Genomic DNA, 14257 nt, shown 5'->3' with positions numbered 1-14257 from the left:
ATGAGACGGTTTCTGCTGCTGTTGTCTTTTATGGTTGTCGTGACGTTAACTTTTAACGGCTGTGGCGTGAAGTACGGTTTTTCGGGAGGATCTATTCCGGCAAATATGAAAACCGTGAACGTACAGTATTTTGAAAATATCGCACCGATGGTATATCCGACATTAAGTCAGAATTTTACGGAAGGGTTAAAAGAACGTATCCGTAATCAATCGCGCTTAAGCCAGGTAAATGGTGATGCAGACGCGATGTTTGAGGGTGTGATTACAGGTTATGATATTGCGCCGGTAGCGGTAGGCGCGAATGATAGAGCAGGGATGAACCGACTTACCATCACGGTAAAAGTAAAATATACAAACCGTCTGGATGAGACGGGAGAAAGCAATTTTGAACAATCTTTCTCGCAGTTTAGGGAGTTTATGCCTCCTATTCAGGGAAAAGAAGAGGGGACTATCCCGGAAATTATAAAGTTGTTGACGGAGGATATTTATAATAAAGCCTTTGCAAATTGGTAGGAGATTATATGGAGAGTAGCAGTTTATCATTAGCGCAAGCGTACCATCAGGCATTGGTAGATCCGAAAGGACTTACGACGGCCGATTTTAATCGCTTGTTATCTAAATTTCCGTATTCACAGCCTTTGCATTTTGCGTATGAGCGTCGTCGTTTTTTATTGGGCGAGCTCGATAGTTTAGATGGAAAAGCTATTTTGATGGCTAATAATCCGAGCTGGCTCTATGATTACGTGCAACTTCCCGTGCAGGATGTGCCTTCGATAGAGGTGGTTGATGATGATTATGTTCCATTTGAAGACCTTTCGTTGCAGACTTTAGAGGAAGAGATTGTGGATTCGTCTGCGGTAACTAAGGAGATCGTTGAAGAAGAGGTTGTTGAAGTCGGGGCTGATGAAACAACGGTTGTTGAAGAGGAGATAATTCCGGAGGAGGCTGTTGTTGTGGAAGAGAGTCAGGCAGCCATCGAGGAGCGTGAAGATGAAGCCGAATTGAAGAACTTAGTGATTGAGGGCATCGGCGGTGGTGATTACTTTGCCTTGCATGCACGGGAGGAAAAGCAAAAAGCGGAAGCTGCAGAAGTCGTGGAGACAAAACAACCTGAAATAGATGAAGAGCCGGAAGATGTAAGTCTGTACAATGACGATCTGATGCCGTATAGTTTTCGTTGGTGGTTGCATAAGACGCGTTTGGAGTATGCCGATACCTATCAGCCTTTTGTGTTTTCTAATAGTGAGAAAACAGAAAAGATGCCATTTGATCCGGCAAAGCTAGATAAGCTTGTTTTAGATCAACAGATCCGTCAAAATATTATCCATTTCCAAGATCCAGAAGATAAATTAAGTGAGGAAATCAAGCAACGTGTTGTACAAGTTGTGGAGAAGAAGAAATCGAGTGAAGTGATTGAGCGTTTCATTCGAGAAGAGCCGCAGATACAACCGCCATCGGTGGATCACCTTAATACAGAGAATAAGGCGCGAAAGAGCTCTGAGGAGCAGTTTAATTTTGTAACAGAAACCTTAGCGACGATTTATGCAAACCAGGCGATGTATGTGAAAGCGATTGAGGTGTACAAAAAATTAATTTTGAAATATCCCGAAAAAAAATCGTACTTTGCGACCCGTATAAAGGAATTAGAAGAAAAACTATATTAACTGAATAAAAAAATGCAAACATTTTTGATTATCCTGATTGTCTTAGTAAGTGTGTTATTAGCATTTATCGTGTTGATTCAGAACCCAAAAGGAGGAGGTCTGTCATCAGGATTTGCTGGAAGTTCCAATCTTATGGGCGTGCAACGTACAGGTGATTTCTTAGAAAAAGGAACATGGGGATTGGTTATTACATTGATGGTTTTATGTATTGCTTTCAATATTTTAGGCCCTTCAGCAGGTTCAGGTAGATCAGGTGGTCTTGGTGATCAAATTGAAGCGCCAGTGCAACAAGCGCCATTAAATTTAAATAATCCTGCACAACAACAAGCTCCAGTGAAAGCACCGGCAGCTGCACCAGCAGATTCAACAAAATAATTTTCCATCGTATTGATGGTGCTAAAAGCCCTGCATTTTTATGTGGGGCTTTTTTTGTAAAGATCGCCACACCCTTGTGCCTCGGGTTCGCGATGACGAATAGTGGTGAGTGTGCAGTTTGTCACCATGCGATCACTGCATATCCGGAGGTCGTCATCAGGAAGAGAATGGATACTGGGCTGTCATTACGAGGAGCTTTAACGACGCGATGATCTTTTGTCGTGACCAGAAAGTGACAGTCTGACATCTCGGTGCTGCCGATGACCGTAGTTTTTTGTCAAGCAGTGCAAAAATGGCAAGAAAAACGGCCTTTCGTGCTTTGGCATAATTGGTGATGTAACAGTATACGGAAGTGATTCGTCAAGAAGCGGTGTGGGCTATTTGGTTTGCTGAATGGTTAATTGCCGACTCACAATTTTATACGAGTGCACTTTCGGAGTTAATATAAATTGAAAAAATAAAACTAAAATAATTATGGCTTTAAGTATTAAACCTATTGGTGACAGAGTTGTTGTTGAAGCAGCTCCAGCAGAGGAAAAAACGGCATCAGGTATCTATATCCCTGATACAGCAAAAGAGAAACCTTCTCAAGGAACAGTTGTAGCCGTGGGCACAGGGAAACCTGAAGAACCACTTACAGTTAAAGTTGGTGACAATGTATTGTATGGTAAATATGCCGGTACAGAAATCACTTACGAAGGAAAAGAGTACTTAATTATGCGTGAGTCTGATATCTACGCAGTACTGTAAGCAAATTAAAATAGGTATAAATTAAAAAAGTAAAAACATTGTACAGTATCCCCAGGATGCGATGTCGCACTGTAAGGTACTTCTTAACAATTGAATATAATGGCAAAGCAAGTAAGATATAACGTTGAAGCACGTGATGCACTGAAAAAAGGTGTAGACACATTAGCAAATGCAGTAAAAGTAACTTTAGGCCCTAAAGGTCGTAACGTAATCATCGAGAAAAAATTCGGTTCTCCAATGATTACTAAAGATGGTGTTTCCGTAGCTAAAGAAATCGAATTGAAAGATGCTTTAGAAAACATGGGTGCACAGATGGTGAAAGAAGTAGCTTCTAAAACAGCTGATCAGGCGGGTGATGGAACTACGACAGCTACTGTATTGGCGCAAGCTATCATCGCTCCAGGATTGAAATCTGTTGCTGCTGGTGCAAATCCAATGGATTTGAAACGCGGTATCGATAAAGCGGTTTCTGTTGTTGTAGCGAACTTGAAAGATCAATCTCAAGTTGTAGGTGCTGACAATAACAAAATCAAACAAGTAGCAACAATCTCTGCGAACAATGACGATGTTATTGGTTCTTTGATTGCTGAAGCGATGGAAAAAGTAGGTAACGATGGTGTTATCACTGTTGAAGAAGCGAAAGGTACAGAAACTGAAGTAAAAACTGTAGAAGGTATGCAGTTTGACCGTGGTTACTTGTCTCCTTACTTCGTGACAAACTCTGACAAAATGGAAGCGGAGTTAGAGAACCCATACATTTTGATCTACGACAAGAAAATCAGCAACATGAAAGAATTGTTGCCGATCTTGGAAAAACAAGTACAAACAGGTAAACCATTGGTGATTATTGCGGAAGACTTAGATGGCGAAGCATTAGCTACTTTGGTTGTAAATAAAATCCGTGGTTCACTGAAAGTAGCTGCTGTTAAAGCGCCAGGGTTCGGTGATCGTCGTAAAGCTATGTTGGAAGATATTGCTATCCTAACTGGCGGTACTGTAATTTCTGAAGAAAGAGGTTACAAATTAGAAAATGCAGAACTTTCTTACTTAGGTCAAGCTGAAAAAGTAGTTGTTGACAAAGATAATACAACAATTATCAACGGTTCTGGTAATGCAGATGATATCAAAGCTCGCGTTGCACAGATTCGTTCTCAGATTGAGACAACGACTTCAGATTATGACCGTGAGAAATTACAAGAGCGTTTGGCTAAATTGTCAGGTGGTGTTGCGGTTCTTTATGTAGGTGCAACTACTGAGGTAGAGATGAAAGAGAAAAAAGACCGTGTTGATGATGCTTTACACGCTACACGTGCTGCAGTTGAAGAAGGTATCGTTGCTGGTGGTGGTGTTGCTTTCATCCGCGCTACTGAATCTTTAGCTGGCCTTAAAGGAGAGAACGAAGATGAGACAATCGGTATCGAAATCATCAAACGTGCAATCGAAGAGCCTTTACGTCAAATCTGTAACAATGCCGGTATCGAAGGTGCGGTAGTTGTTCAGAAAGTAAAAGAAGGTACAGCAGATTTCGGTTACAATGCGCGTACAGATCGTTACGAGAACTTAATTGGTGCTGGTGTTATCGACCCAACTAAGGTTTCACGTGTCGCATTAGAAAATGCAGCTTCTATCGCATCAATGTTATTGACAACAGAATGTGTATTGGCTGATGAACCAGAAGAAAATCCAGTAGGTGCCGGTGCTCCTCCAATGGGTGGCGGTATGGGTGGAATGATGTAATATCATTTCCTTACTAAAAAATAAAGGCTGCTTGTGTATACAGGCAGCCTTTATTTTTTAGTAAGAAATACTATTTTCTTACTGTATAAGCTTCTACCCCACATTTCTATATATACTGTACAGTAAAATAACCACGATCAGTACCTTGATCGCACTTTCTCCAAACAGAATCTTCCGCCATTTCAGTATCCTTGCATTGGGGTTTTTAATAAAACGATACCCGTAACCTAGCGTAAGGTACGGTATGAAAGGAATGAGCAATGCATTTTGCTGAAAGGCTTCTTTCAGGTGACCGTTTAACAGCTGGTGCAACGCCCGCTGAGAGCCACAACCAGGGCAGTCTAGCCCTGTCAGACTTTTCATCGGACATTTTGGGAACCACGCACTTGTCTCTGGATCATACTGCTTGTAGATATAAGCAAACCCGAGGAACAGCATCGTTAATCCGCCAACCAAGAGGAGTTGATATTTTTGTTTTTGAATCACTTTTCCGATAGAAACTATAGCGAACTATGTTGGGCCGAATTGATGATCGCACCAAAAAAGGCGAAACCAAAAATAAGAAAATACAGGATCCATAAAGCGATACAAGCTCCTACATTTATCCATAGCCACTTTTTTGCATTATCGGAATCCTGCTGTGCACCGATGATATCCCCTGCATAAAACTTCTTCTCCACGCGGGTAGCATATACAATGGAAGGGATACCTAAGGGCCAACAACAGAAAATGGTTGTAAGTATGCTCTCTACGAGGTACGTTTTTGGTGGGTATCCTGTTGGTGTGGGCGTACCATAATAGCCTTGTGGTACCTGCGGAAACGTCGTCGGCGCTTGATACGGACTACCGTAGTAAGGCTGATTTTCTCCTGTAAACAGCGGAATTAGTTCTTCAATATTTTTAGCTTGTATCCAGTTTGTTAAGCCTTCTGTCCAAATGTAGGTTTCGCCGGTTATACCTTTAAATTTGAGCTCATCAAGTGTGAATGGTCCTAGGCTGTTCTGCCCGTCGGTATAATAGTACTTTCGCATGGGGTTGAATATTAGTTATATAAATCTAAGAATTTTTTATGGGCAATGGTTAATGCTGGAAGTTTTTAGTTCGGACTTACGATATCATAGGGACATGAACCAAAGGCTCGCGCCAGCAAGTAAGGTCGGATCAACATGACCATGTAATAAAGATACCCCGGCGAAGATCAGCAACTATTACCTAAGCAACTACAATACCAACTACGAACTACAATCTACCGGCTACAATCTACCAACTAATTCCTATTTTAGTATTATGGAATATAACCCTGTTTGCGTAACGATCTTGGTTCTACTGATTGGAGTATTACTCATTTGGTATGTCTTCCGGTTTGTAGGCAACAAAAAGATTGTGAAGGAAAAGATGGTCGATGCGACACATCTTGTTGATATCCTCACCGCTCACGTCTCCTTTTTTCAACGCCTCGATCCTGAGGCACAACAGCGATTTGTAAAGAGAGTGAACTACTTTCTTGCAACGACAAAAATATCAGCGGAGAAAGGAGCGGAGATTACCGAGGAAGATAAAGTATTGGTGGCGGCGAGTGCTACTATTCCATTATTTCACTTTGATAAGTGGTCTTATGAAAATTTGGATGAAGTTATTATCTATCCTGGTACTTTCGATGAAAGGTATGACACAGAAGCCTCTGATAAAAATATTTTAGGTATGGTTGGCGATGGTGTTATGCACCGTAAGATGATCCTCTCTCTTGCTGCTTTACGTGCTGGTTTTGCAAATTCGGCACCATCGAACACCGCCATTCATGAGTTTGTACATTTAATTGATAAGGCCGATGGAGAAGTCGATGGTATACCGGAGTACCTCATTCCCAAGAGTCTGATCGAACCTTGGCTTCATGAAATGCACAAGACAATACGGCTGATCCATCAAGACCGTTCTGATATCCGTGATTATGCAGGAACCAACCCAGCAGAGTTTCTCGCTGTTACATCCGAATATTTTTTTGAAAAGCCCAAACTCCTCAAAGAGGATCATCCGCAGCTGTATGCCCTCCTAGACGAGATTTATAGCAGCGAGGAAGATACGCCAGACGCTTAGATCGCCATCCTATTTGTTTCTCCGGTAGATGTTCGCTAATTTTGCGGCGAAATGAGTAAATGGTATAAGGGGTTCAAGCTGAGACGGATATATATCTATGCTATTGGTGCTATTTTATTGATCGGAATCGGAGTTATTGGACTGAAACTTATTGATAAGAAGCAGCGCGACTTAAATTATCGCATTTTGCGTGATGTCAGCGTCGAGAGTTCCTTAGTGATCCAGAAAGAGTTTGATATCCTCTATCAGCATGTAGACATGCTGAACAAGCTGCTATTACGAAACGATTACACCCTTGTCGACTCTTTGATTCCGAAGGATAGTATAGCAAGTAAGGTCGTGGCCGCCTACCTGATTACGAACGAGAAGGAAGGCACGCTTTATAAAAACTTTTCTTTGCCCTTTTCGTTGGACATCAGAACCTTTACGAATAACCTGCCTACCGATAGTGCGTCCCGTTTTCTGCAGGTTGGACAGTCAATGTATATTATCCGGCACATCCAATTAAGTCCGGATAAATCGGTGTACTGGTTTATCGATATCTTGAAAGTCAACGCCTACTTTTGGGGGTCCAAACTAAGTGCGCGATCCTATTTTGAAGTATATAATGACGAGGGGATTTGTGTCATACATCCTGATATGGCGAAGGTAGGGAAACCTAATCGGGAGAAGTTACAAAAGCTATCTGCAGTTAAAGATAGTGTGATAGAGTCGTCTTTTATCCGCATGGATGTGCTGGCTCGCGTGTATCCGCTGGAAGGCCTGCTTGGACAAGGGAAAATGATCGTTTCAGTTTTGCTGATGATGACGGCGGAGGATGTACAGGAGATATCCCAACTCACACTAGGTTTTGGTTTCGGCTTAATCTGCATTGCGATTCTTATGTTGCAATTGCTGTATAGCGACCGTAAAAAGTTGCAACGAGTCGAGCTTGATAATCTGCAATATGAAAAAGAAAAAGCCGTGATGCGTTTCGAGAATCTACGCGAGCAGATGAATCCACATTTTCTTTTCAATTCGTTAGGTTCTTTACAGCAGCTCATCGATAAAGACAATACCGTTGCCCGAAGTTTCGTTAGTAAGTTAGCACGGGTGTATCGGAAAGTCCTTCAATCCGATCGTTCCGGACTATCCACAGTAGGCAGCGAGATCGAGCTGGCGCAGTCCTATAGTTTCTTACAAGAAATACGGTTTGGCAAAGCTTCATTTTCCGTTGTGGTGGATAATCTAAAAGTAGTGGAACTGCGTAAGATTCCACATCTAAGTCTACAGGTGTTGGTGGAAAATGCGATTAAGCACAACGAACTTTCAAGCGAGCATCCCTTACTTATAACGATAGAGTATGACGGTGATGCCTTGCTGGTCTCCAATGTTGTGCGACCAAAAACCCAAGCTGCTGATGCGCCAAAGGGTGGTTATGGCATTGCTTTTTTAGCTTCCGTTTATCAATACTACAGTGTGACAGGTTTTTACGCGCAGGAAGAAGAGGGAGTTTTTAAGGTCAGACTCCCGTTAATTTAGTTTTTTCTTCGTTCGAATATGCAGATTCACTCCCTTAATCTGCGCCTTCACGGAGTAAAGGTTTGTATGCCCTTGATTTCTTAGCATTTTAGCGTGTTCAAATTTTTGACCTCATTTTATCTACATGAAAAAACGTCATCTACATGGGTTAGCCATGTTTACTTTTACTTGCGTCTCTATCACCGTATTCTCTTCCTGTCAGCTGCTTGAACCGTATCAGAAAAAAGAACAATCAACAGCGATCAAAGCAGATACAGATACCACCAAGAAAGACAGTTCAAAACTTATTTCCTATGAAAAATTAGTGAAAGATGCACGTATTGATAGCGGTGTATTTCAGGTGATAGAAAAAGAGGGCAATTATTATTTCGATATCCCATTTCGTTTGATGGATAAGGACTTCCTGTTAATACAGAAAGTATCTTCAGTACCATTGGCAATAAACGAAGCAGGCGTAAACAAAGGGATGAACTTTGAAAATAAAGTTATTCGCTTTGGCCTCTATAAGAACAAAAAAGAAGTTTGGGTCAGCGAAATCAATCCACAAGTTCAGGTAAACAAAGATGCGGCGATTAAACAGTCTGTACTTGACAATTATACGCCTTCTTTTATTGAATCATTTAAAGTCGAAGGTTTTGGGAAAGACTCTTCTTCTGTTATCATAAAAATCAATAAAGTATTTGATGGCACGGAAAAGAGTTTTATGGATGTATTCAGTAGTCTTGGCTTAGGGACATCTCCTAAGACGGCCTTATCGAGCATAGAGGCTATCAAATCTTTCGAAAACAATATCATGGTGCGTTCGGTATTAAGCACCAAGGTGACAGAAGGCAATGCTTCGATTCCTATTACATTGAAAGTAACAAACAACATTTATGCATTACCGGAAGAACCGATGAAGGCTCGTTTTGCAGATCCTCGAATCGGTTACTTTACTACACCGATGTGGTACTTTTCGGATAAGCAACAAGAGGTAGACAAGCGAAACCTTGTTACGCGTTGGCGCTTGGAACCTAAAGAGGAAGATAAGCAACGCTACTTAGCGGGCGAATTAGTAGAGCCGAAGAAACCTATTGTTTTTTATATCGATCCGGCAACACCATTACAGTGGCGCAAAGAGATTATTGCTGGCGTCCACGACTGGCAGGTTGCGTTTGAGGCCGCTGGTTTCAAAAACGCCATTTTTGCAAAAGAAATGATGCAGGACAGCCTCCTCGATGTAGATAATGCGAATGTTTCTTCCATTGTATATGCTGCTTCATCGCAGGCAAATGCGATGGGACCATCAGTCGTCGACCCTCGTTCGGGTGAGATTTTGGAAGCTGATGTAATTTGGTGGCATAATGTAATGACGATTCTCAACAGCTGGATGCGTATCCAGACAGGGATTGTTGATACAACAGTACAAGGAAATACATTTTCGGAGGAAAAGATGGCGCATGCCATCCGTTTTGTATCGTCGCACGAGATTGGACATACCTTGGGTTTGATGCACAATATGGGCAGTTCATCTAGTTTTCCGGTGGATTCATTGCGTTCCCCATCGTTTACGTCCAAGATGGGCGGGACGGCAACCTCTATTATGGATTACGCCCGTTTTAACTACGTCGCGCAACCCGAAGATGGCGTAAAAGCTATTACTCCTGTGATTGGTTTATATGATAAATATGCAATTGCTTGGGCTTACCGTTGGAATGATAAAGCTACGCCTTGGGAAGAACTTCCTGCTTTGCGTCAGGAAATAGAAAAACATCAGCATGATCCACACTACTGGTATGGTGAGCAACAGGATGGCAAAAATGTGGTAGACCCACGTTCGCAATCCGAAGATTTGGGCGATAATGCGATGAAAGCAGGACGATATGGTATTAAAAACCTAAAACGCATTATGCCGAATATCATCAAATGGACAACGCAACCTGGTGATGACTATGAGCGCGCCGGACGGTTGTACATGGGTGTTATCGGACAATGGTACACGTATGCGGATCATGTGATCAATAATATTGGTGGTATATATTTAGAAAATCCGGTTCTAGGGGATCATAAAGATGCCTATGCACCCGTACCAAAAGCGAAGCAGCAAGAGGCGCTGGACTATGTGAAAGAACAGGTGTTCGCTTTTCCTGATTGGTTGTTTGATAAGCAGATGATGACGAAATCTTTCCCGATGAAAGAAAGTCCGGTTGGCTTGTTTGAATACGCACCATACAACTTGAAAAGAGAGTTTCAATATAGTTTGCTTTATAGCTTAGTAAAAGATGAACGTTTGTTGCGCATGACCGAAATGGAGCAGCTTTTTGGTAAGGATAAGGCATGGAGCGCTGAAGACTTTCTGGTCGCGGTCCGCAAAGATATATTTGCAAAAACAATGCGTAAAGAATCGTTGGATTTAGAAACACGGATGCTTCAACAAAACTATGTGGATGTATTGCTTGTTTCCACCAATAAGACAATGGAAAAATTAACGACGAAGAAGCTGGATATGGTGGATGCCTTTTTACATGTTGCACAGCCTGATTTTTGTGCAAACCACAACCATGGTTCACATAAAGCGGGGCTTCGCAATGTGCATGTTACTGGGATGAGCAGAACATCAGATATGTTGATGCAAAAGCGTATGGAGCTGATGGCAATTTATGAACTTTTGGGGCAATCGGCTGGAAACGGCGATTTGGCGACTAAGGCGCATTATCAGGATCTACGCTTACGTATTGGAAATACCTTAGAATTGAAAAAGTAAATCTTAACCTAATACAAAAAAAATGAACAAATTTTTACTCCTGTTTTTATTCTCCTGGCTGCAATTTGCGCAGGGACAGGAATGGGGAAAATGGAATGGGCAGGTGCTGGATGCGAAAACCCAAAAACCCGTGGTTGGGGCGACCATTATGGTAGAATCTTCGGCAGTTGCCGAGAATACAGCGATTCAAGGACAGATTCAACAATCTGCCTTAGGAACAGTAACGGACGAGAACGGTATGTTTACCTTGTCCTTGCCGAAGGGAGTTGCTAGTGTGACGATCTCTTTCGTTGGCTACGATACACAAAAAGTAGCGGTTAATAAGCTGCCGAAAACGATTCTGATGCAGCCGAATGATGCGACCTTAGAAGAAGTGATTGTTACCGGGTATACCGATATTAAAAAGCGTAAAAATACGACTTCGTATACCAAAATTAAAGCTGATGAAATTCAGCAAATCGGGGTTTCTGGGATTGATCAGATGTTAGAAGGACAAGTAGCCGGATTACAGTTGATGAACCTGAACGGAGGGCCCAATAGTGCGCCACAGATTCGTATTCGTGGTACGGTTTCAACGAATGGTACGCAAGACCCTTTATGGGTAATTGATGGTTTACCGATTGAAGGTACGGCATTGCCGAATAGCTTTGATAAGGATAACTTGAATAACCTAACGAATCTACCTATCGCAGGAATCAACCCTGACGATATCCAGGATATTACGGTGTTGAAAGATGCGGCTGCAACCTCGATTTACGGTGCGCGTGCGGCAAATGGTGTTATTGTTATCACCACTAAACGCGGTAAGAGCGGTCCATCGCAGGTTTCTGTATCGGCGAATACCTTCATTAATCAGAAGCCTGATTTCGATCGTTTGAATTTGATGAATGCAAGTGAAAAGGTAGATTTTGAATTGGCCATGGCTGGGCGCACAGATTTGGATTACCGAACAGATAAAGGGGCTATAGCACGGATTTTATCAGGAGCTTCGGAGTGGGACGCTTACCGCAAGAACGGTTTCTCTGGGCTAAGCACGACAACACAGCAAGCGATTAATAGTTTACGTACGCAGGGCACCGATTGGGGAAATACACTGTATCGTAATTCGTTGAACCAACAATACACAGCTTCGGTTTCAGGTGGTAATGATGCACATCGTTACTATATTTCTGCTGGTTTCTATGATGAACAAGGGGCAACCCAAAGTGTGGATATGCGCCGCTATACTTTATCTTTTAATAACGACTTCCGTATAAGCAACACACTTAAAGGTGGGCTAAGCTTAATGGGTGGATCGACAGAACGGAACAACCCGTTACAAGATGTCGATGCATTTGCAAACCCGAGCGTATATGCGCGGACGGCAAATCCGTATTTACCGATAAGAGATGCGAACGGCAACTATGTGTATGATCCCGATATCGAAGGATATTCAAACGATACCTATATTCCGTTTAATAGTATGGAGGAGCGGACAAATACGCGCTATAACTTAAATAATAAGAGTTTAAAGGCTATTACATTTTTAGAATATCAAATTATTCCATCCCTTTCCCTTCGTTCCGAATTGGGGATGCAGTTCGAAGAAATTGGTATCGAGAAGTTTGCCGATAAAGAATCGTACAATACCAGGAAGCTACGCGCTGCCACACGATACTATGATAGTGCAAGTAAAGAATATAAGTATTTCTTACCTGATGGAGGCATGATTGACAACAGTCATAACCGTACGTTCCAATACAACTGGAAGAGTTTTGCGCAATACCGCAAAGAGTTTGGTGGTCGCCATGAAGTAGAAGTGATGGCAGGTACGGAGTTACGTCGGACCAACAGTAATGTCGTGTCGACAAAAGGCTTTGGGTATGACCCACGCACCTTAACAACACAATCTATTGTATTTCCGAATAGCAACTTCGCAACGGATGCCCGATTTAGACAATATGCAAAAGGTATCGGTGAGACGGCTTATGCATCTTTCTATGCAAACGCAGGTTATACGTTGGATGGTAAGTATAATGTATATGGAAGTATTCGGTACGACGGGTCGAATATGTTTGGGGTAGATCCTAAATACCGTTTCCTACCGATTTGGTCCTTATCAGGTTCTTGGAATGCATCGCAAGAAGAGTTTATTAAATCGATCGATGTAATTTCTAATTTGCGTGTTCGCGCTTCTTATGGTATCCAAGGAAATATAGACCGTAATACGTATCCATTTATTATCGGTAATTATGGCAATGCGATTATTACGCCGGGAAACAATGAGGAAACGATCGTGGTTACTGCGCCTGCAAATGATAAACTACGTTGGGAGAAGACTAAATCTTGGAACCTAGGGCTAGATATCGGCTTGTGGGAAAATAGATTGAATATTACGGCCGATTGCTACAACAGAACAAGTACCGACTTAATTGGGTACAGCATGTTGCCGTTGGAGAATGGTTTTGAACAAGTACAGCGTAACTGGGGTTCCGTGCGTAATGAGGGAGTGGAATTAACTATTTCTAGTCGCAATATTCAGCGTAAAGGATTTACTTGGTCTACAGATTTTAATATTGCGCACAACAACAATCGGATGTTACGCGTATTGAACAATCCGCAAGCATATAATATGACGGTGCGTGAAGGTTCGCCGATTAATTCATTGTTTGTATTGGAGACCGCTGGACTGGATGCTGATGGACTTATGCAGTTCAAGGGCGTTGATGGTCAGGCTGTGAGCTTTGAGGATTTTTATGGACTTTATGACCAATGGGCAGATTTCTTCCCTGGCGTGATGACAGGAAGTAACTTAACGCGTGAAGAGTATCGTAATAAATTCTCGTATAAAGGGAGTCTAGATCCAAAATTTGTAGGTGGTATGACGAACCGTTTTACGGTGTCTAATTTTGATTTTGCGGTTACGGCTGCATTCAATATTGACCGGTGGATGAAGGCTAGGCCTTTCTATAACCCGGCTACCGTGGATCGCGGGGCTAATCAAGTACAGTCTTTACAAGATATTGCCTCCGGTTCTTCAAATGTATACCAAGCCATCGGTAGTACCAATAGCGAGTTGAACGACCGCTGGATGGCCTACAGCTGGATGTTGGATAAAGATCCGGTAAAGAGCTATGAGATGCTGGATATTTGGGCGAAGAAGATGAGCTATGTACGGATCACGAGTATTCGATTAGGCTACACCTTACCTAAAGTGGCAAGTGCGAAGATAGGCGCTTCTAATTTACGCGTAAGTGTTGAAGCACGTAATCCATTTGTGTTCGGATCTAGCTATAAAGGCTACTTCGATCCTGAATCATATGGTAACATATATGCGCAGCCAATTACTAAATCATTTGCTGTTGGTTTGTCTGCTCGTTTTTAGTCTTGATAA

The 14257-nt window shown here is 42.2% G+C and carries 11 protein-coding genes; 9 read left to right on the top strand and 2 right to left on the bottom strand.

What is annotated here, in order from left to right; all coding sequences use genetic code 11:
- The 5 genes from B9Y69_RS12590 to groL all read left to right on the top strand — a co-directional run bounded on the left by B9Y69_RS12590 (position 1) and on the right by groL (position 4526).
- Entirely contained in the window at positions 1-513 is a 513-nt protein-coding gene (locus tag B9Y69_RS12590) for an LptE family protein (protein ID WP_085473319.1), read from the top strand.
- A gap of 8 nt (positions 514-521) precedes the next feature.
- Complete coding sequence (locus tag B9Y69_RS12585) at positions 522-1664, top strand: hypothetical protein (protein WP_085473318.1); 1143 nt, start codon at positions 522-524, stop codon at positions 1662-1664.
- Positions 1665-1676: 12 nt separating this feature from the next.
- Positions 1677-2039, top strand: coding sequence for a preprotein translocase subunit SecG (gene secG, locus B9Y69_RS12580; protein ID WP_085473317.1), 363 nt, complete (start codon positions 1677-1679; stop codon positions 2037-2039).
- A gap of 474 nt (positions 2040-2513) precedes the next feature.
- Positions 2514-2789 (top strand): co-chaperone GroES, encoded by a 276-nt coding sequence (locus B9Y69_RS12575; RefSeq protein WP_085473316.1) that lies wholly within the window; start codon positions 2514-2516, stop codon positions 2787-2789.
- 99 nt (positions 2790-2888) lie between these two features.
- Complete coding sequence (gene groL / locus B9Y69_RS12570; RefSeq protein WP_085473315.1) at positions 2889-4526, top strand: chaperonin GroEL; 1638 nt, start codon at positions 2889-2891, stop codon at positions 4524-4526.
- A gap of 93 nt (positions 4527-4619) precedes the next feature.
- On the opposite strand, the gene B9Y69_RS12565 is transcribed toward groL, so the two are convergent.
- Both B9Y69_RS12565 and B9Y69_RS12560 read right to left on the bottom strand, forming a co-directional pair.
- Positions 4620-5012 carry a DUF2752 domain-containing protein gene (locus tag B9Y69_RS12565; protein WP_144036569.1) on the bottom strand — a complete coding sequence of 131 codons (393 nt, stop codon included), beginning with the start codon at positions 5010-5012 and terminating at the stop codon, positions 4620-4622.
- 14 nt (positions 5013-5026) lie between these two features.
- On the bottom strand, positions 5027-5557 hold the full coding sequence (locus tag B9Y69_RS12560) for a CD225/dispanin family protein (RefSeq protein WP_085473314.1): 531 nt from the start codon (positions 5555-5557) through the stop codon (positions 5027-5029).
- A 256-nt stretch (positions 5558-5813) separates the two neighbouring features.
- Between B9Y69_RS12560 and B9Y69_RS12555 the strand changes: the two genes are divergently transcribed.
- The 4 genes from B9Y69_RS12555 to B9Y69_RS12540 all read left to right on the top strand — a co-directional run bounded on the left by B9Y69_RS12555 (position 5814) and on the right by B9Y69_RS12540 (position 14248).
- Positions 5814-6620 (top strand): M90 family metallopeptidase, encoded by an 807-nt coding sequence (locus B9Y69_RS12555; RefSeq protein WP_085473313.1) that lies wholly within the window; start codon positions 5814-5816, stop codon positions 6618-6620.
- 51 nt (positions 6621-6671) lie between these two features.
- The gene (locus tag B9Y69_RS12550; RefSeq protein WP_085473312.1) at positions 6672-8141 is read left to right on the top strand and encodes a histidine kinase; all 1470 of its coding nucleotides are present in this window, start codon (positions 6672-6674) and stop codon (positions 8139-8141) included.
- Positions 8142-8265: 124 nt separating this feature from the next.
- Positions 8266-10884 (top strand): zinc-dependent metalloprotease, encoded by a 2619-nt coding sequence (locus B9Y69_RS12545; protein WP_234991231.1) that lies wholly within the window; start codon positions 8266-8268, stop codon positions 10882-10884.
- Positions 10885-10906: 22 nt separating this feature from the next.
- Entirely contained in the window at positions 10907-14248 is a 3342-nt protein-coding gene (locus B9Y69_RS12540; protein WP_085473311.1) for a SusC/RagA family TonB-linked outer membrane protein, read from the top strand.
- The last annotated feature ends 9 nt before the right edge of the window (positions 14249-14257 follow it).

The organism is Sphingobacterium psychroaquaticum (assembly GCF_900177625.1).
Classification (GTDB): domain Bacteria; phylum Bacteroidota; class Bacteroidia; order Sphingobacteriales; family Sphingobacteriaceae; genus Sphingobacterium; species Sphingobacterium psychroaquaticum.
The sequence above is the reverse complement of the archived record's forward strand: the minus strand, read 5'-3'. Positions and strand labels throughout refer to the sequence as shown.

Coding starts and splice junctions, on each gene's coding strand:
- B9Y69_RS12575 (WP_085473316.1), top strand. CDS start 2,514: ATGGCTTTAAGTATTAAACCTATTGGTGACAGAGTTGTTGTTGAAGCA.
- B9Y69_RS12540 (WP_085473311.1), top strand. CDS start 10,907: ATGAACAAATTTTTACTCCTGTTTTTATTCTCCTGGCTGCAATTTGCG.
- secG (WP_085473317.1), top strand. CDS start 1,677: ATGCAAACATTTTTGATTATCCTGATTGTCTTAGTAAGTGTGTTATTA.
- B9Y69_RS12555 (WP_085473313.1), top strand. CDS start 5,814: ATGGAATATAACCCTGTTTGCGTAACGATCTTGGTTCTACTGATTGGA.
- groL (WP_085473315.1), top strand. CDS start 2,889: ATGGCAAAGCAAGTAAGATATAACGTTGAAGCACGTGATGCACTGAAA.
- B9Y69_RS12545 (WP_234991231.1), top strand. CDS start 8,266: ATGAAAAAACGTCATCTACATGGGTTAGCCATGTTTACTTTTACTTGC.
- B9Y69_RS12585 (WP_085473318.1), top strand. CDS start 522: ATGGAGAGTAGCAGTTTATCATTAGCGCAAGCGTACCATCAGGCATTG.
- B9Y69_RS12550 (WP_085473312.1), top strand. CDS start 6,672: ATGAGTAAATGGTATAAGGGGTTCAAGCTGAGACGGATATATATCTAT.
- B9Y69_RS12590 (WP_085473319.1), top strand. CDS start 1: ATGAGACGGTTTCTGCTGCTGTTGTCTTTTATGGTTGTCGTGACGTTA.
- B9Y69_RS12560 (WP_085473314.1), bottom strand. CDS start 5,557: ATGCGAAAGTACTATTATACCGACGGGCAGAACAGCCTAGGACCATTC.